Origin of the sequence: Sorangium sp. So ce321 (genome assembly GCF_051530195.1) — a bacterium.
In the GTDB taxonomy this organism is placed as follows: domain Bacteria; phylum Myxococcota_A; class Polyangia; order Polyangiales; family Polyangiaceae; genus Sorangium.
On the sequence record NZ_CP150329.1, the window covers coordinates 1,422,854 to 1,440,622 of the forward strand.

14 protein-coding genes are annotated in these 17,769 nt (G+C 70.1%); 6 read left to right on the forward strand and 8 right to left on the reverse strand.

Features of this window, described 5'->3' with window-relative positions:
* Nucleotides 1-159 precede the first annotated feature (159 nt).
* Nucleotides 160-3,633, forward strand: a complete 3,474-nt coding sequence (locus tag WME89_RS05525) for an AgmX/PglI C-terminal domain-containing protein (RefSeq protein ID WP_438008204.1) — start codon at nt 160-162, stop codon at nt 3,631-3,633.
* A 40-nt stretch (nt 3,634-3,673) separates the two neighbouring features.
* On the opposite strand, the gene WME89_RS05530 is transcribed toward WME89_RS05525, so the two are convergent.
* Together WME89_RS05530 and WME89_RS05535 are read right to left on the reverse strand one after the other, a co-directional pair.
* Nucleotides 3,674-5,200 carry a GMC family oxidoreductase gene (locus tag WME89_RS05530; RefSeq protein ID WP_438008205.1) on the reverse strand — a complete coding sequence of 509 codons (1,527 nt, stop codon included), beginning with the start codon at nt 5,198-5,200 and terminating at the stop codon, nt 3,674-3,676.
* 39 nt (nt 5,201-5,239) lie between these two features.
* Nucleotides 5,240-6,166, reverse strand: coding sequence for a hypothetical protein (locus WME89_RS05535; RefSeq protein WP_438008206.1), 927 nt, complete (start codon nt 6,164-6,166; stop codon nt 5,240-5,242).
* 10 nt (nt 6,167-6,176) lie between these two features.
* On the opposite strand from WME89_RS05535, the gene WME89_RS05540 reads away from it, so the two are divergent.
* Entirely contained in the window at nt 6,177-6,680 is a 504-nt protein-coding gene (locus tag WME89_RS05540; protein ID WP_438011896.1) for a TetR-like C-terminal domain-containing protein, read from the forward strand.
* 209 nt (nt 6,681-6,889) lie between these two features.
* Nucleotides 6,890-7,522, forward strand: coding sequence for a glutathione S-transferase family protein (locus WME89_RS05545; RefSeq protein WP_438008207.1), 633 nt, complete (start codon nt 6,890-6,892; stop codon nt 7,520-7,522).
* Nucleotides 7,523-7,659: 137 nt separating this feature from the next.
* Here WME89_RS05545 and WME89_RS05550 read toward each other — a convergent pair whose 3' ends face one another.
* The 3 genes from WME89_RS05550 to WME89_RS05560 all read right to left on the reverse strand — a co-directional run bounded on the left by WME89_RS05550 (nt 7,660) and on the right by WME89_RS05560 (nt 9,856).
* Nucleotides 7,660-8,235 carry a hypothetical protein gene (locus WME89_RS05550; RefSeq protein WP_436619887.1) on the reverse strand — a complete coding sequence of 192 codons (576 nt, stop codon included), beginning with the start codon at nt 8,233-8,235 and terminating at the stop codon, nt 7,660-7,662.
* On the reverse strand, nt 8,232-8,867 hold the full coding sequence (locus WME89_RS05555; RefSeq protein ID WP_438008208.1) for a hypothetical protein: 636 nt from the start codon (nt 8,865-8,867) through the stop codon (nt 8,232-8,234). Before WME89_RS05555 ends, WME89_RS05550 begins: the two co-directional genes overlap by 4 nt.
* Nucleotides 8,868-9,298: 431 nt before the next feature.
* Nucleotides 9,299-9,856, reverse strand: a complete 558-nt coding sequence (locus WME89_RS05560; RefSeq protein WP_438008209.1) for a dihydrofolate reductase family protein — start codon at nt 9,854-9,856, stop codon at nt 9,299-9,301.
* Between the two features lie 776 nt (nt 9,857-10,632).
* On the opposite strand from WME89_RS05560, the gene WME89_RS05565 reads away from it, so the two are divergent.
* The 3 genes from WME89_RS05565 to WME89_RS05575 all read left to right on the forward strand — a co-directional run bounded on the left by WME89_RS05565 (nt 10,633) and on the right by WME89_RS05575 (nt 13,870).
* The gene (locus WME89_RS05565) at nt 10,633-11,433 is read left to right on the forward strand and encodes a hypothetical protein (RefSeq protein ID WP_438008210.1); all 801 of its coding nucleotides are present in this window, start codon (nt 10,633-10,635) and stop codon (nt 11,431-11,433) included.
* 634 nt (nt 11,434-12,067) lie between these two features.
* A complete protein-coding gene (locus WME89_RS05570) occupies nt 12,068-12,499 on the forward strand; it encodes a nuclear transport factor 2 family protein (protein ID WP_438008211.1) in 432 nt (143 codons plus the stop codon).
* 243 nt (nt 12,500-12,742) lie between these two features.
* Complete coding sequence (locus tag WME89_RS05575) at nt 12,743-13,870, forward strand: hypothetical protein (protein WP_438008212.1); 1,128 nt, start codon at nt 12,743-12,745, stop codon at nt 13,868-13,870.
* Between the two features lie 280 nt (nt 13,871-14,150).
* On the opposite strand, the gene WME89_RS05580 is transcribed toward WME89_RS05575, so the two are convergent.
* From WME89_RS05580 to WME89_RS05590, 3 genes are all read right to left on the reverse strand, one after another.
* Nucleotides 14,151-15,617: a basic secretory protein-like protein gene (locus WME89_RS05580; RefSeq protein ID WP_438008213.1), complete on the reverse strand. Its 1,467-nt coding sequence runs from the start codon at nt 15,615-15,617 to the stop codon at nt 14,151-14,153.
* Between the two features lie 608 nt (nt 15,618-16,225).
* Nucleotides 16,226-17,422 (reverse strand): aromatic amino acid transaminase, encoded by a 1,197-nt coding sequence (locus WME89_RS05585; RefSeq protein WP_438011897.1) that lies wholly within the window; start codon nt 17,420-17,422, stop codon nt 16,226-16,228.
* A 47-nt stretch (nt 17,423-17,469) separates the two neighbouring features.
* On the reverse strand, nt 17,470-17,736 hold the full coding sequence (locus tag WME89_RS05590) for a hypothetical protein (protein WP_438008214.1): 267 nt from the start codon (nt 17,734-17,736) through the stop codon (nt 17,470-17,472).
* Between the last annotated feature and the right edge of the window lie 33 nt (nt 17,737-17,769).

The window sequence follows — 17,769 nt, forward strand, 5'->3', positions numbered from 1 at the left end:
CCCTCGTCCCGGCGCGGCGCGCTGCGCGCGAGGCGAGGACCCGGGCCGCGCGATCCGAGGCGGGAACCTCGGGCCCGCACGCGTGTCGATCGTCCTGCCCACCGCCGGCGGGCCCGCGCCATGCCGGCGGGGCCCGCTGTGCCCTGACCGGAGGCCCCCGTGCGAAGAGCTCTCCTTCGCGGCCGCGCTGCGCTCGCCGCGATCGTCGCCCTCGTCCCCGCGTTCTCGAGCTGCGCCGACAGCCCCCCGCCCGACACCCCCAGCTCGCTCCCGCGCAGGCCCGAGCCCGCCGCGCAGGCCCGCGCCCTCGCGGCGCGCCATCCCGGCCCCGAGGTCGCGCCGATCCGGCTCACCGCCGCGGATGGCACGGGGCTGCGCCTCGTCGCGCTCACCGGCCGCGCGGTGATCGAGGCGCCGCTCGCGCTCACCGAGCTGCACCTCACCTTCGAGAACCCCGAAGATCGCGTGCTCGAGGGCACCTTCAGGGTGACCCTGCCGCGCGGCGCGAGCCTCGGCCGCCTCGCCATGAAGATCGGCCAGCGCTGGCAGGAAGGCGAGGTGGTCGAGGCTCGCGCCGCGCGCGCGGCGTACGAGGACTTCCTCCATCGCAAGCAGGACCCGGCGCTGCTCGAGCAAGCGGCGGGCAACGAGGTGAGCGCGCGGGTCTTCCCCATCCCGGCGCGCGGCGTGAAGGAGATCGTCCTCTCGTACTCGCAGGAGCTCGGCCCGGACGCGCCCTTCACCGTCCCCCTGCGCGGCCTGCCCGCGGTGAGCCGCCTCGACCTCGAGGCCACCGTCGCTGGCGCCGCCGCGCCGGTCCACGCGCTGCACCGGCGGGACGCGGCGCCCGACGCCGACTTCGTCGTCGATCCCGCGCGGCTCGGGTCGACGGAGGCGCGGGGCGGCCTGCGCAGCGGCGAGCTCGTGCTCGCCCGCGTGAGCGCGCCGGTGGACGCGCGGCCCGACCCGCTCGCCTCCGCGGTGATCCTCGTGGACACAAGCGCCTCGCGCGCGCTCGGGCTCGAGGACCAGCTCGGGCTGCTCGCGGCGGTCGCGCAGGCTGTCGCGCGGGCAGGCGGCCCGGGCGCGCCGCTCACCGTCGCCTGCTACGACCAGGCCGTCACCCCCGTCTTCGACGGCGCGGCCTCGGCGTTCGGCGAGGCGGAGATCCAGCGCATCCGCGCGCGGCGGGCGCTCGGCGCCTCGGACCTCGGGCGCGCGCTCCGCTGGGCCGGCGAGCGCGCGCGCGCCCGCGGGCAGCGGCGCGTGGTGCTGCTCTCCGACGGCATCGCCACCGCGGGCGAGGTCGCGCCGGGCGCGCTGCGCGGCGCCGCGGCGGCGCTGCGGGACGCGGGGGTCGAGCGGCTCGACGCCGTCGCGCTCGGCGGCATCCGCGACGAGGCCGCGCTCCGGCAGCTCGTCACGGCGGGCCTGCCGCGCGACGGCGCCGTCATCGACGGCGCGCGCGACCTCGCCGACGTCGAGCGGCGCCTCGCCTCGGCCACCCGCTCGGGGATCGCGGTGGACGTCGAGGGCGCGCGCTGGGTCTGGCCCCGCGCGCTGGACGGCGTGCAGCCCGGTGACGAGGCGCTCGTCTACGCCGAGCTGCCGGCCGAGCTGCCGGTCCGGATCACGGTCGACGGCCGCACCACCGTGCCCGATCTCCGCGGCGTGGAGCGCCCGCTGCTCGAGCGCGCCGCTGCGCGGGCGAAGATCGACGACCTCCTCGCCCGGGAGGCCACGGGCGGCGACAGGGACGCCGTCCGCAAGCAGATCATCGACCTCTCTGTCGCGCACCGGGTGCTGAGCCCGTACACCGCGCTGCTCGTGCTGGAGACCGAGCGCGATTACGCGCGCTTCGACATCCCCCGGCGCGGCCTCTCCGACATCCTCGCCGTGGAGGGCGGCCGCGTCGCGGTGCGGAAGCGGTCGTGGCCGCCGGCCGAGAAGCCGTGGGGCGCCGCGCCGCCCGCCGGCGTCGCCGGCTCGAGGGCCGATGTCTCCCCCGCCGCGAGCGCGGCTGGCGAGGGCGCGGCCCTGCGCTCGCCCCCCGCGCCGCCGGCGCCTGCTGCCGGCGCGCTCACCGAAGACTCCTTCGAAGACTCCTTCGGCGCGGGCGGTCTCGGGCTCTCGGGCGTCGGCGAGGGCGGCGGCGGTCGCGCCGAGGGCATCGGCCTCGGCTCGATCGGGACGGTCGGCCACGGCGGCGCGGCCGCCGCGCCCGCGCCGAGCGCCGCGCCGGGCGCGGGCAGCGGCCAGGGCTTCGGCGGCGGCCACGGCCGCCTCGGCGGCAACCACAGCGGGGCCGCGGCGCCCTCGGTCCGCATGGGCGCCACCCAGGTGAGCGGCCGCTTTCCGCCGGAGGTCGTCCAGCGCATCGTCCGCCAGAGCTTCGGCCGCTTCCGCCTCTGCTACGAGGAGGGGCTCCGGCGGGACGCCCGCTTGCAGGGCCGTGTCGCCGTGCACTTCACCATCGACCCGAGCGGCGCTGTCGCGAACGCGCGCGACGGCGGCTCCGATCTGCCCGACGCGGCCGTGGTCTCCTGCGTGGTTCGCGCCTTCCCCGCGCTGAGCTTCCCCGCGCCCGAGGGCGGCAGCATCCACGTTGTGTACCCGCTCCAGTTCGCGCCGCCGGGCGCCGCGGCCGCGCCGGCCGCGGGCGACGCCGCCGCGCCGCCGCCGCCGGAGCCCCCGCCAGAGTCGCCGCCGGAGCCGTATACCGGCCGCTTCAAGCGGGGCCACGACCTCCTCGCCCAGGGGGACGCGCCGGCCGCCGTGCGCGACGCCTGGGCCTGGCGCGCCGAGGACCCGGGGGACGTGCTCGCGCTCGTCGCGCTCGGCGAGGCGCTCGAGTCCGCCGGCGACGTGCCGGGCGCCGCCCGCGCGTACGGCTCGCTCCTCGACCTGTTCCCGGCGCGCGCGGACCTCCGCCGCTACGCCGGCGGGCGCCTCGAGCACCTCGCGGGCGGCGCGGGGCTCGATCTGGCGATCGACACCTACGAGAAGGCGCGCGAGCAGCGCCCCGACCACCCGTCGAGCCACCGCCTGCTCGCGTTCGCCCGCCTCAAGCGGGGCGAGCACGCCGCCGCCTTCGATTCTCTCGCGGCGGGCCTCGAGCGCCGCTACCCGTCGGGGCGCTTCGCCGGCGTGGAGAGCATCCTGCGCGAGGACCTCGGCCTCGTCGCCGCGGCGTGGATCAAGGCGGAGCCGGCGCGCCGGGCGCACGTCCTGGCGCGGCTCGCGAAGGCCGGCGCCAGGCTCGAAGGCGCTCCCTCGCTCCGCTTCGTGCTGAGCTGGGAGACCGACGCCAACGACGTCGACTTCCACATCCGGGACGACCGCGGCGGCCACGCCTATTACTCACAGCCGACGCTGCCGGGCGGCGGGCGCCTCTATGCCGACGTCACCACCGGCTACGGGCCCGAGTGCTTCACCATCCGCGCCCCGCGGGGGCAGCGGGCCAGCCGGTACACGCTGCAGGCGCATTACTATGCCCGCGGGCCGATGGGCTACGGCATGGGCAAGCTGCAGATCGTCGATCACGACGGCAAGGGCGGCCTGAGCTTCGAGGAGCGGCCCTTCGTGGTCATGACCGACCAGGCCTTCGTGGATCTCGGCGCGGTCACGCGCTGACGCGGCGAGGAAACCACGCCGCCGAACGGACGCGCGACGGTCAGGCCCCTCGACGGCTGGCGAGCACCAGGTCAGCGCCCCTGGCCGCGATCATCATGGTGGCGGCGGCCGTGTTTCCGGAGACCGTGGTGGGGATGACAGAGGCGTCGATGACGCGCAGGCGATGCGTGCCTCTGACCTCGAGGTCCGGCGTCACCACGGCCATGTCATCCACCCCCATCTTGCAGGTGCCCGCATAGTGGTAGCAAGTGTTGGCGGTCCGGCGAACATAGCCTTCGATCTCGGCGTCCGTTTCCACCTGGGGCCCCGGTACGATCTCCTCGGCGGACCAGTCGGCGAGGCCGCTGTCGTGGCCGATGGCGCGGGCGAGCTTGACACAGCAGATGCAACGCTGGATATCCTCGGATGCCATGAGATAGCGAGGATCGATGATGGGGTGCGCTGCAGGGTCGGTGCTCGCCAACGCGATCGTGCCGCGGCTCCCGAGGAGCTGGAGGTTCGGGTAGATCAAGTAGCTCTGCTGTCTGTCCGCGGGCAGCTCCAATCCATCCATGGTGCCGCTGGCGAGGGAGCATTCCACATCGGTGCGGTATGGCAGGGTGGAGGGATCGGTGGAGGTGAAGATCACCGCGCCCATGAGGCCGTAAGGCTGCGGTGGCATGGGCTTCTTGCTCAGGAACATGGCCGTGACGAAGAGGTCGTCCTGGAAGTTCTCGCCGACTCCGGGGAGCGCGGAGACGACGGGGATCCCGAGGTCCTGCAGCTGACTCTCCGGTCCCACTCCGGAGAGCAGCAGGAGCTGCGCGCTGCCGATGGCGCCCGCCGAGGCCAGGATCTCTCGGCTGGCGTGGACCTCCACCTGGCGCTCGGTACGCAGGTCGGTGACCGCCACGGCGATCGCACGCCGATCGCGGTCGAAGAGGATGCGATCGAAGCGGACCCCGCTCGCGATGTGCAGGTTGGCGTGCATCCTGGAGCCCAGGAAGCTGCTGAAGGTGGTCTCCCGCCGCCCCCCGTGGCTGATGAGGAACTGGAATGGGGAGACACCGAACTGATGGGGGGAGGTGTTGTAGTCGGGGGTGTAGGGGATATCCATATGGTTGCAGGCGACGACCAGATCCTTGATGAACGGATCCATCTCCGCCTGGGTGACGTGTATCCGCTCCTCAACCCGCTTGAAGTAGGGCAAGAGGCTCTCGTGGTCCCAGCCCACGCACCCCTCGTCGGCCCAGCGATCGAAGCCGTACCTGCCGCCGCGGACGTACACCATGGCGTTGTGTACGCTGCAGCCGCCCAGCGCCTTCGCCCGACCGAGCCGAATCTCGCGGCCATCGAGCTCCGGCTGGGCGACCGAGCGGTAGCCCCATTCCAGGTTTCGGTCTCGCGAGACCAGCGCCCACCTGGTGGGATCCCAGACTGTCTCGTGGTCCAGAGGAATGTCCTCGCCGGCTTCCAGCAAGAGGATCCGGTCTTCCGGGAGATGCTCCGCGAGCATGGCGGCAAGGATGCAGCCCGCGGACCCAGCGCCAAGGATGATGTAGTCGAACACCCCTCCCAGCTCGTTCATGAGTGTTCTTGAGTCGGGGCTGCTTCAGGCGCCAGCCCGTCAAGCTGGCCTTGCGGCCTTGTTGGCAGCGCCGGTGATCGAGGAGCTGGCGCTTGGCGAGCTCCACCGTCCGCAGTGGCCGGCGAGCATCGAGAACGCCTCCTTGGGCTCCCAGGTGCCGTCCTTGCGCGCCCTCACGACGCCGGTGCTGGCCAGGTCGAGGTCCTTGCGCGGCTCGTCCGGGTCGTGCGGCAGGACGTAGACGGCGAAGACGTGCACGAACGCGGCGTCGACGCCCTCGGCGTCGAAGATCTCGAGCAGCTCGCGCAGGTAGCTCGCCTGCTCGGCCTCGTCGCGTACGAGCTCGCCCTTCAGCCCGAGCGGCGTCGCGGTCGCCTCGTCCCACACGACGACGTCGCCGCCGCGCGGGCCGGCGTCGGCCGCGCCCCTGTAGGTCGCGCAGCCGAACTCGGTGATCGCGACGGGCTTGCCCAGCGCTCTGCCCCGAGCGACGAAGGCGCGGATGAGCTCGGGGAACCGCTCGGCGACGTGCGCGTACCGGTAGCCGGCGTCGGTGCTGATGCAGTCGAACGGCGTCCAGTCGACGCCCTCGAACGGGAGCGAGGCGTAGCTGACCTTGCCGCCGAACCGCGCGCGGACCACGGCGACGGCCCTGGCGAGGAGCTCGTTCATGCGGGCCGGGAGCGCGGCGAGCAGCTCGCGGAGCCGGGGCCCCTGCTCGGCGAGCACCTTGCTCCTGTCGAGGAACGTCTCGCCGGGCACGAAGCCCTTGTTCATCAGGCTGAGCTCCGAGCCGGTGACGATCACGACCTCGGCCCCCTCGCGGCGGAGCCGCTCGCCGTGGTCGGCGCACTCCGCGAGCAGCGCGAGCAGCTCGTCGCCGGTCAGGTCGGTGGTGAACGGGCAGATCCACGTCTCCAGGCCCGCCGCGGCGGCGTGGGTGGCGGCGATCTTCAGCCGGCCCACGTCGCCGCCCGTGACGCGGACCGCGGTGCAGCGCAGCTCGTCGCGGATGAAGAACGCGATCTACCGTCGGTGGCCGAGCCGGGCGTTGCTCGCCGTCGCTGCGTACCGGGAGTTCGCGGCCAGCAGCGTGGAGCTGCCCGACACCGGCTCGCTGCGCGCCGATGTGCTCGAGCTGCTGCGGGGGGCGAACCGGCAGTGGTCCTCACCGCTGGGCGACGTGCTCCGCGGCCTGCTGGCGGGGCTCGGCGGCGAGCCCGAGCTGCTGAAGCAGCTGCAGGAAGCGTCGAACGACGGCGGCAGCGCGCTGTGGCTCGCGGTCCTCGGCCGCGCCGTCGCGCGCGGCGAGGCGGCGCCCGAGGCCCTGCACCCCCGCGTCGCGACGGTGGCCGTCGTCCTGCTGCGCAACGAGTTCATCACCCGCGGCGCGCCGAGCGTGCCCGACAGCGTGCTCGTCGAGATCGTCGACGAGGTCTACCTCCCGCTGATCCGCGGCCGCGGCGCCCCGTCGGGCTAATCTCGCGCGTCAGAGATCCCGCCAGGACGACCGGTCGATGACGAGCGGTCGCCGAGGTCGCCACGCGCCGAGGCGGGAGCCATGAACGCGGCGGGCAGAGGAATTCAAAGCTGCCGCACCTGGCGCCGCGCCCAACGGGGCCGGCCTCTGGTAGCCTCCGCCGCGCCGCCGACCGACCGGCGGAAACGAACGGAGAAAGAGACACCACCATGGCCATCGTTCTTTACCACCACCCGTTTTCGCGCGCCGCCAACACTGTGTGGATGCTCGAGGAAGTCGGCGTCGAGTACCAGCTCAAGTTCGTCGACATCATGGCCGGCGACCAGAAGAAGGCGGACGTCACGAAGCTCAATCCGATGGGCAAGCTGCCCGTGCTCGTCGACGGCGACACCGTCGTCACCGAATCCGCGGCGATCGGCCTCTATCTCGCGGATCGTTATGCCCCGGGCCGCCTCGCGCCGAAGCTCGACGACGCGGCGCGCGGCACTTATTTTCGCTGGTCGCTCTTCGCCCCCTCGGTCATCGAGCCCGGCTCGATGGCCAAGGCCAGCAACTGGGAGTTCCGCGCCGGCTCCGCCGGTTGGGGCAGCTACGACGACATGATCGCGACGATGGAATCGGCCATCTCTGGCCGTGACTTCGTCCTCGGCAAGGAGTTCTCGATGGCCGACGTCATCTTCGGCGGCACCATCGCGTACATGCTCGACTTCAAGATGCTCGAGCCGCGCCCGAGCTTCACCGGATATGCCGAGCGGGTCAGAGCCCGCCCGGCGTACGCGAAGAGCGAGGCGCGCAACAAAGCCGTGATGGACGAGCGCGGCCTCAAGATGCCTGGGGCTTAGAGCGCCCTGAAGGATTGAAGCGGAGCGCCGCGGCGAGCGCCGCAGGAGCGCCGCGTCCTCTTCCTGCGCTGCACGCGTCTTCAAGGACGTGCGCCGGTACAAGAGGCTGCGCGAGCTCAGCCGACGACGTATCCACATCACCGCGAGCGCTTCCCGAGCGCGCGCTGCTTCGCCTTCAGGTACGACGCCTCGTCGACCGCCTCGTCGTGCGCGAAGCGGACCAGCGCGGGCACGACCGCGGCCTCCCACACCTCCCCGAGGCGGAGCGCGAGGAAGTCGCTGAAGAGCGCGTCGAGCGTCGCCTCGAGCGCCTCGACCAGGCGCATCCGCTCGTAGAGCACCTCGTGGACCTCGTCGTCCTTCTTCGTGAGCTCCGCCGGGATCGACAGGTTCGCGAGGCCGAGCGTGTCCCCCTTGAAGAGCCACGCATACTCGCGCTCGCCGGACACCAGCCGCAGGCGCGCCTCGCGCGGGAGCTTGCCCTGGCGCAGCGCCTCCTTCGCCTCGGGCGCCGCGCCCGGCGCCGCGGTCTTGAGCACGCTCTCGTCCTTCTCGAAGGCGAGCGTGAGGCGCGCCTCCAGCCAGAGCGCGCACGCAGGCTCGCCCGTCGGGGCGAGGTTCGTCTCGAAGAGCATGCTCTCGAACCAGAGCCAGAGCAGAAACTCGCGCCCGACGAAGCGATTGCGCTCGATGCGCTCAACGAGATCCGTCACTCCGCACCTCCGGGCCGCGCGAGCGAGGTCGGCTCGAGCGCCTCCCAGAGCTTCTCCGCGCGCGCGCCCAGCTGGCGCCGTTCCGCCGCGGTGCCGGGGCTCTCCGGGACCAGCTTGAGGCGGAACGTCTTCTCGAAGAGATCCTGGACGAGGAGGTGCACGCGCGGCGACTGGCTGAAGAAGCGCGCCATGCCGGTCACCGTGTTCCAGACGAGGTCGGTGCTCCTGGTGGCCGGGATGAGCTGCCGCCGGAGCTTCTTCAGCACGAAGAGCTTGAGATCGGCGCGCGCCTTCTTCCCGAGCCGCTCCAGGCCCTTTCTCTCGAGCAGCGCCGCCTCCGCGTCCCGGAGGTGGGCCTGCAGCAGCGGCTTGGGCACGACCCAGCGGTCGACGCGCAGGCCGAGGCAGACGTACTCGTTGAAGAAGACCTTCTCGTGGTCGAGGTCCACATCCATCGGGTCCTCGATCGAGCACCACCCGTGGCGCTCGTTCTCGTCGTCCTCCGGGACGAGCGGCTGCGAGGCGGCGGCGCGGATGCGCTTCATCGACGTGCCGGCGAGATTGTCGGGCGGAGCGCCGAGCACGAAGAACCGGGAGAAGGTGAGCTTGCCGCGGAGAGCACCCAAAGTCACGCCTGCGTAGAGGCGAGCCACGCGCGACGCAAGGGATTCTGAACCTCCTTGCGCCGCGCGGCCACGCTCTCCCCAATCCCGGCTCTGGCGCGCGAGGTGTTGACGGAAGAGCCGCGGAGCACGCGCGGGAGCCCGGCGAACGGCGGCCGCGTCACCGCGGACCCAGCGGGAGTTGTCGAGGCACGAGCCCCAGGTGCAGCTCGTGAGCAAGCTCGACATCCTCGTGAACAACGCCGGCGTCGCTTCGCTCGCACGCCAGGCCGCCACATGCTTCTTCACACGTAGCTGCATCCGCCATCCCCTGCACCCTGCTCCGCTCAGCCGGTCATGCTCAAGACGGGGCTCGTGCAGCGGGTACGCCGTGTTGCGCGGCGAGAAGGCTCCCGACGACGCGCTGGCCCGCGAGCTGGGCGCGATGGGGCTGCTCCGAGTCAGCGCGCGCGCCGGTAGTGCATGGCGACCGCGCCGCTGCGGAGCGGCTTCGCCGAGACCAGCTCGAGCCGTCGCGTGCTGGGCAGCCCGCTCTGGTACAGGGTCGGGCCGTGGCCGGCGATCCTGGGGTGGACGAGGAGCTTGTACTCGTCGATCAGATCCAGCCGGTCCAGCTCGGTCGCGAGCTTGCCGCTACCGAGGAGCACGCCGGCCGGGGTCGCGTCCTTGAGCTTCTGCACGCCCGTGCGCAGGTCGCCGGCGATGTGGTGGCTGTTGGTCCACGGGAAGTCCTTCCGCGTCGACGACACCACGTACTTCGGCTTGGCGTCCAGCTTGACCGCCCACTCGCGTATCGCCGGCGGCGCCTCCTCGTCGCCGCGGGCGACCGCCGGCCAGTAGCTCTCCATCATCTCGTAGGTGACGCGGCCCCACAGCATCGCCCCGCCCTCGTCCATGAGGCGGGTGAAGAAGGCGTGTGTCTCGTCGTCGGCGATTCCCTCCTGGTGGTCGACGCAGCCGTCCAGGGTGACGTTGATGCTGAAGGTCAAGAGTCCCATGCGGCGAGTCTACCACAGCGCGCCGCCGACCCCAGCGGACCCGAGCTCGCCGCGCGCTCGTCGGGGGCTGGCGAGCCCGTCGAGCCGCCGCCGCGCACCGCGAGCGCCACGACGACCACGGCAGGGGCTGCGAAGGTCCGTAGGCCCGAAGCTTCCAGCGGCGCCAGTACAGCTGGCCAAGCTTGTACCCCTCGTGCCGCGCGAGCTTCTCGGCGATTGGCCCGCTGCGCTCCCATCGCTCGACCCCCTCCACCCTCGTTGCCATCGCTTCCTCCTTCCTCGCGAAGGGGGACAGGTAACCGGCGCTGCGCCGACGTTCACGCTGGCGCTGGTCGGGCGCTTGCGCTACGGACGGTCATGCTTCCAACTGTCCGCCAGCATCGAGACCGTCGGAGCTCCTGCCTTCTCCCTGCCGCTGTCCTACGATAGGCTCGCGTATCCGTTCGCGACAGGGGGCGTTGGATGGCGGCGGGGAATACTGGGGAGACGTCGAGCTCGGTCGGGAACATGAGGCTGCGAAGCCGGCGACGTCTCCCCGGAGAGGCGCGATCGCAGCGCTGCAGGGAGATGCTGCCAGGGGGCAATCCGGCGGTCGAGGAGGGGCGCAGCTCCTCGTTGGAGGATAGTCCGCATCGAAGTGAGGCAACAAATCCGATCGCATGCCTGACATGCTTGTCGACCCGGATCCCTCCTGACTTCGGTATTGATTTTATTCAATGGAGAGTGATGCAGGAGTAAAGCGTCGATTTGGGCCTTGCGCTATATGAAGGTGATATATGCGTTTTCGGCGACATGGAACAGATGTTACGGCTGTGACTATTCACATATCGAGCACCGAAGGGAACTCTTCGGCCGGCATCGAGCTCGCCGATGTTCCACGCTCGGATTGTGTTCCCAAAATAACGAGCAGTGATCCTGATGTGGTTAGCGTCGATGGCATGCCTCGTATGCGCGCCGTTGGCAATTTTTCGTTTTACCTCAGCGCGCTTGCTACAACATCAGGTAGTGACGCTGTAACGGTGACTGTGGCGACACGGTCCGGAATCCAGGCGACACTAAGGGTCGTGGTTGACGCTGCGATAGAGTTGCCGGATCCTGCTACTGAAGCTGGAGCTGTCGCCAGACTGTTGATGTCGGAGGCCCGCGGTCCTTCCCACGCGGACTACCTGGCAGCAGACACATTGGAGAGTATGGGGTGGATGCAACGGGCTCTGGAGAATCGATTGGCGAAAGATCCTTCTGAATTTGGGGCACGCGGGGCGAAGAATTTGATCGACATCATTCGCGCCGCCAATCAGTTTGATGGGTTCTCCGATTATCCGAACTACGATCAGGGGATTCGTCGTCGGCTGCAGCAGATAGTTAATATCGCGAATAATGACAATGATCGAATGCAGTCGGATTTTCGAAAATTTATACAGAATGCCGTCGATGTGGCTCGGTTGCGGGTCGCCATCCGGGACCCAAGTAGAACAGGCTTGTTCGGGTGGAGAGCCGCAGGGACTGGAAGTCCAGGGTCCAGGTTCGCGAGGTTTCGTACGTTGGCTGGAAACACGTTCTTTACGTTGCGGTCATGACCGAGACCTTGACATGATCTGAGATTCTTGCGTGCATGCATGGACGCACTCCGGCTGTGGCCAGTAGCGCGCCGTGCCAGGACGCAGGGGTATGGTGCAGTTGCATGCAGCGCTGTCGAGGCATCGATGTGCCGTCTCGCATCGGATGATGGGGCAGCGGCGGCAGTGCGGGCAACGGCGGCGCCGGCAACGAGGGCGGCGGCAACCGTGGCCAGCGGCGGCGGCAACGACGTCGGCGGCCCGCGCGCCCCGGCGAGCGTGTACGTGGCGCCCGACGACCACGGCGACGCGTGCTCGTGCTCCGCGAGCGGTCGGCGCCGACGTGGTCGGCCGCGACACCGGCGCAGAACGGTGCTCTTCCAGTACGGCGGCCGCCGCGTGGACGCTGGGAGAGCGGCTCGTGACGCGTGCGACTACCGCCCTGGCCATCCCGACGGCCCTGGCTCCGCGCCGCACTCCACGCGGGAGGGTGCGAGTTCGGCGCCTGCACGCCGCCCGATCCATTCGTGGGCTTCGCGGGAGGACCCGCTGGCGCCGACCGCCGCCGAGCTCTCCGGAGGCCGGCCGCTGCGCCGTCCCGCGGGTCGTTTTCGAAGCTCTTGCATCAGAGCCGGCCGGGGAGCATTGTTTCTGCATGAGCATCGAGGAGAGCGTCGAAGCGAAACGGCTCGTTCTGGCCGCAAACGAGGACTTTTACGAGGCGTTCCGCTCCGGGGATCACCAGGCGATGCGCAAGGTGTGGTCCGAGCGGGCGCCCGTGGCCTGCGCCCATCCCGGTATGCAGGCGCTCTCGGGGCGCGCCAGCGTGCTCGAGAGCTGGCGCCAGATCTTGCACCAAAGCTCGCCCTTACGCCTGCGCTGCCAGGGCGCCGTGGCGCACCTGTTCGGCGAATTCGCCTTCGTCACGTGCCTCGAGGCCGACGGCGACGAGCCTGCACACCTGTGCGCGACGAACATTTTCATCCTCGAAGACAGCCAGTGGAAGATGGTCCACCACCACGCTGGTCCGCTCTCCACGCCAAAGCCGGAGCGGCGGGCTCCGGCTGGCTCGCGGCTCATGAACTGATAGCCAGGCTCCGACGGTCTGAGCTTGAACGGCGCCTCCCGCGCGTGACGCTTGTCGTTGCGGTCGCGCCAGGCGTGCCCCAGCGGCGTAGTTGTCCGCGGCGCTCCGCAGGCCCCCTCGCCGCGACCGCGCGCCTCCCGCACGGAGCCTGGCGGTCACGCGATCCATGATGGGAAGCTTGACTTTCGGATCCTGTTCGGACCTCCTGGATCCACGAGGTACGGTATGCGAGCCACCCATCGTTTGTTGGCGCTCTCTGCGCTCTTCTTCCTCACAGGCGCGAAGGGAGCTCGATGCCAGGGCGGCGACGAGCCCGGTCCGGCATCCGGAGGCGGCGGCGGCTCGGAGACGGCGAGCTCCGGCGGAGGCAGCGCAGGCGGCTCGGAGACGGCGAGCTCCGGCGGAGGCAGCGCAGGCGGCGGGGGTAGCGCGGGCTCCGGTGGCAGCAGCGGCGCGGCGACAGGAGGATGCGAGGATCCGCCCCCGGTCGTCGGGACGCCTGCGCCGCTCGGGTGTGCCCTGTTCACCGATCTCGGAGCGCTCCTCGAGGTTTGTGGGGGCCATGATTACTGGTCGCGCCAGGCAGAGGAGTTCTGCAACGCCCAGTATCCGGTCGGTGGATACGTCGAAGGGATCATCCCCGGTCCGTCCTGCGACGATCCCAGCCAGGGTGTTCGCCTCGATGGACTCGAGTGCTGCCCGAACCGAGAATGTTGCTGGAACGGCGCCGGGTTCGCGCATACATACCCCGCGTACTGTCCCGGAGAAGCGGTCAACTGGCAGCTCTGCGAAGGCCAACCCGGGGTGTGCTGTGATACGGCCGGCGGCCCCACGTTCCAGCCCGTGTGCGGCTGCGAGCCCGGCTCCGTGCTGCCGCAGGAGTCCTGCTCGGTGTGCTGCCGTCGCGGCATCCAGCTCGCCCTGTCCCGGCCCGCGGCGTGCGATCCCGCGCAGGTCGTGCCGTCGTCATGGTGCGCGCCCGACAGCCCCGACCTGGTTCACCTGCGCCGCTGCGGGCTCACCAGCCCTTGCGAATCCAGCTTCGAGATCGGCGGCGGCGATGCGCCGTGGAACCTGTGCATCCTGGAGTTCCTGGCGTCGGGCGCGGCCGGTTATGTCGAAGCCGAGGACTCGGGCGACTACTCCCGCGGCGAGTACATCTATGTGCAGGCGCCGGGAGCGGCGCTCTGGCAGCGCTTTTACGAGAGCGACGGCGACCATCCGCCCACGATCCCGGCGCCGCCGGTGGAGTGCGTGCTCCGGCCGCCATCGTACTTCGAGAGCTGCTTGACCAGCGGCGATCCGGCCTGCTCCAGGCCCGAGAACTGGTTCGTTTCGTGCAGCGACGCGCCGATCACGACCTGCCCCTGACGCCGCGGCATGGACTGCCGCCCGGCCCATCGGTGCTCTGGAGCGAAAAACGGGTTGAAACCGCCAGAAGAGAGCAGAATTTCGGACTCCAGGAGCGGAAGGTTCCATGAAGTCGCTTCTGCGAAGTAGGCTCGGCCCCCCCCATGCGGCGCGGGAATCCAGGAACAACGCGGAGCTCCCGGCGTTCCTGCTCCTCGGTTCCCATCCGGGCGACATCTACAGCCTGGGTGGAGACCTGCGGCGCGAAGCGCCGCAGTCTAGCCGGACGCTCGTCCGTCGCTTACAGCTTGGTAACGATGAACGACTCGATCTCGTCCTCCATGATGTCGAGGGCGCGGCGGTTGACGGTGTAGGTCCGTTTGGTGCCGGTGAAGTTGCCGTTGGCGTAGGCGGTGACGGAGTAGCCGGCGGGGACCTTGATCGAGGAGATCCAGTTCCGATCGATGCCGCGCGGAAAGAGCGCCGCCGCGTCGTACTCGCCGGGGGCGAACGTGCCCAGCGTCTCGTAGTAGTCGACGCTGGCAAAGAACGTCACGCCCTGGCCCTCGGGTGCGGGCATGGGCGTTCGGCCTCCCGAGTACTCGTACCACATGGTGTTGATGTCCACGCCCGTCAGCTCTCCCCACAGCTCGGGTGAGTACTCCCGCTCGCGGACGACGCGGTCGAGCGCATCGAACATGGATTCCTGTCCGACGCGGTAGTGGGTGTCGATCCATTTCAAGAAACCGGTGATCTCGCCGTGCTGGTAGTGCTGATCTTGCTCCCAGCTTTGCGAGGCGGACCAGCTCGTCCCCGGCGTCCTGTACTGGTCTCGGATGTAGTCGGCGCCGCCCTCGACGAACCATCCGGGGACGCCCTTGGGATATCCGCTTTGCATGATGTGCATGGCTTCGTGCACGAACGCGTCGAGGTCGCTCGAGTCCGGAAATTCATGCACGTTGAAGGAGATCGTGTCGCCGCTTGCCCCGGCTACGCCCGTGTCGACGAGCTCGAGGTTGAGCGCGCGGGGGGCGTCGGGGTTGAAGCGATCCGACAGCACCGGGTACATCTCGTAGAGGCGGCACTGAATGTTCTCCAGTACGCCTTCATCGAACTCGTGCGTGCGGATCACGTTCAAGGTGAAGCCCGCGTTCTCCCCGCACGCCGGGACGCCGGGCAGCGGAGCGAACCGCAGGTGGTCGAACACCGTCGGTACAGCCGTGGCGGGCTGATTCAGCTCGATCGTCACCACCACGTCACGCGCCTGGGCAAGCGCGGCCTGTAGATCGGCCGCGAGCGGGAAGGTGAGCTCGTGTGCGGCGCCTGGCGTGAGGCCTTGCAAAGAAGCCCAGCCCACCGGGCGGTTCAAGACATTGCTGCTCGGGCTATTCACGAAGAGCTGCACGTTCCCCCAGGCGAACGCGACGGGCAACCGGACGTCCAGCAGCAAGCGGCCGGTCACGCCGGTCAGACGATCGAGCGGCGTCGAGCTGATCTCTGCTCGCCCTGCGCCGCCGACGGCCAGCGCGAGCTGCCCCTCGGTGTGATCGCTCGAGACCGACGGGACGCCGCCGGAGACGTGCCAGTGAGAGGCGTCCTCGAAGCCGAACACCACCTTCTGCTGCCGCATCGACGGCTCGTTGGCAAATTCGATGTTTTGCTGCACCGCGCGCGTTTGCCCGGCTTCGCTCGCCGCGCCCAGCTCCCCCGGCGCCTGATCTTCGCTACCGACGTCGGCGCAGCCCGCAGCCAGCGTACCGATCAGCATCCAGCATCCGAGCACAGGCTCGGCGCGTCTAGTATTTTTCCTGCCTGACATTGTAAACTGCTCCCTTTGGCAGCACGATCTCACGGCGAGCGAGAGGCAACTTCCCCGCGTCCGCTTGCGAGCCCGGCTGCCAGAGCGTCATCGCAACAGGCGTGCCGCCCCTGCACGTGAATGGCCTTCCGATGAAAAGCGGGCCGCGCGGCGCACCGATCCAGCCGCGGTGAGCGGCCGCCCTCGCGTTCCGAACCGGCGTGCGCATGGCAAGCGTTGCCATTGTGGCAAGGATTGCCATGCGCTGCGGGGGAGGCGCGGCAAGGTTTGCCATCGAGTGCCGACTCGAGCTTCGTGCTGCTCTTCCCCGTCGTGCTGCTCGTCGTGGTGGGGTTCGTGTTCATGAACGGCCACCCGTTCGAGGAGCGCACGGTTGGTCCTCCCCCGGTTCCGCGGACAGTCCCATCAGCGAAGGCGCGCTCGAGCGACAGCCGCACCAGGCCGTCCTGCTGCGGCTCGACGCGCTCCTTTGCGATCGGGGGTCGCAGCACGTAATGCAGCGCCCAGAAAACCTGCACCTTCCTGAGCATCGGCGGGTGCATTCTGCGAAAGTAGGGCTAGAGCACCGCGGCGATGCTCTCGGCGATGTACTCGAGGTTGTTCTCGTTCATCGCCGCGACGCAGATCCGCCCGCTGTCGACGATGTACAGCCCGAACTCCGAGCGCAGCCGGCGCACGCGCTCGAGCTCGATGCCGGAGTACGAGAACATGCCCTTCTGCCGCGTGATGAACGAGAAATCGCGCCCCGCGCCCTTCTTCGCGAGGAGCTCCACGAAGCGGCCGCGCATCGCGCGGATGCGATCGCGCATCTCGCCGAGCTCGCCCTCCCACTGCCGGCGCAGCTCCGGGTCGCCCAGCACCAGGGCAACCACCTGCGCGCCGTGGGAGGAGGGGTTCGAGTAGTTGGTCCGGATCACGCGCTTGAGCTGGGAGGCGACGCGCTTCGCCTCATCGCTGCTGGTCGTGACCAGGCTGACCGCGCCCACGCGCTCGCGGTAGAGCGAGAACGACTTGGAGAACGAGCTCGCGATGACGCAGGGCAGCTCCGCGCGGGCGAAGGCGCGCACGGCAACCGCGTCCTGCTCGATGCCGTCGCCGAAGCCCTGGTAGGCGAAATCGATGAACGGCACGAGATCGCGCTCGCGCACGATGCGCACCACCTCATCCCACTGCTGCGCGTCGAGGTCCACCCCGGTCGGGTTGTGGCAGCAGGCGTGGAGCAGGATGACCGAGCGTGCCGGCGCCTCGAGCAGCGCGCGGCGCATGCCCGCGAAGTCGAGCCCATGCGTGCTCGGGTCGTAGTACGGGTACTCGCTCACCTTGAAGCCGGCGGACTCGAACAGCGCGCGGTGGTTCTCCCAGCTCGGCGCGCTGATCCAGAGCGCCGAGTCCGGCAGGAACCGGCGCAGGAAGTCGGCGCCGAGCTTGAGCGCGCCCGTGCCGCCGAGCGCCTGCGCGGTGACCACGCGCCCGTCCTTGACCAGCGCCGAGCCGTCGCCGAAGAGCAGCTCCTGGACCGCCCGCGTGTACGCCTGGGCGCCGTCGATCGGCAGGTAAGACTTGGAGTCTTCCTTCTCGTACCAGCGCTTCTCGGCCTCCCGGATCACCTTGAGCACGGGCACCTTGCCCTGCGCGTTCTGGTATACGCCCACGCCCAGGTTGACCTTGCGCGGGTTCTGATCCTTCTGGAAGGCGTCGGTCAACCCGAGGATCGGGTCGGCGGGGGCGAGCGGAATGTCGGAGAAGGGGGATATCATGGCTTACCTCATCATCACGCCGCACGGACGGTTGGGGACGCTCCTTACCCCAGCTCGCGGCGGCGCGCGAGCGGGAGCTCTACCCGAGGTGGCCGAGGGCCTCGCGCTGCGCCGTGGTGAGGCCGGTCGAGCCAGGCGGCGATGGCGTAGGTGCCGGGCGCGATGCGCCTGAGGGCGACCGGGGCGGCGACGTCCGGGGGCCGCTCCGCGTCGCGCAGGGCGCTCGTGACACGGTCCGGCGGCCAGCCCAGCGCGGCGGCCAGCTGCTGCACGGCGCGCGGCGCGCCCGCGAGCACGAGCGCGGCGAGCACCGTGGCACTTCGCTCGAGGGTGACGTCTTGATA

Coding starts and splice junctions, on each gene's coding strand:
- WME89_RS05570 (WP_438008211.1), top strand. CDS start 12,068: ATGAGCATCGAGGAGAGCGTCGAAGCGAAACGGCTCGTTCTGGCCGCA.
- WME89_RS05580 (WP_438008213.1), bottom strand. CDS start 15,617: ATGCTGATCGGTACGCTGGCTGCGGGCTGCGCCGACGTCGGTAGCGAA.
- WME89_RS05545 (WP_438008207.1), top strand. CDS start 6,890: ATGGCCATCGTTCTTTACCACCACCCGTTTTCGCGCGCCGCCAACACT.
- WME89_RS05565 (WP_438008210.1), top strand. CDS start 10,633: ATGCGTTTTCGGCGACATGGAACAGATGTTACGGCTGTGACTATTCAC.
- WME89_RS05560 (WP_438008209.1), bottom strand. CDS start 9,856: ATGGGACTCTTGACCTTCAGCATCAACGTCACCCTGGACGGCTGCGTC.
- WME89_RS05530 (WP_438008205.1), bottom strand. CDS start 5,200: ATGAACGAGCTGGGAGGGGTGTTCGACTACATCATCCTTGGCGCTGGG.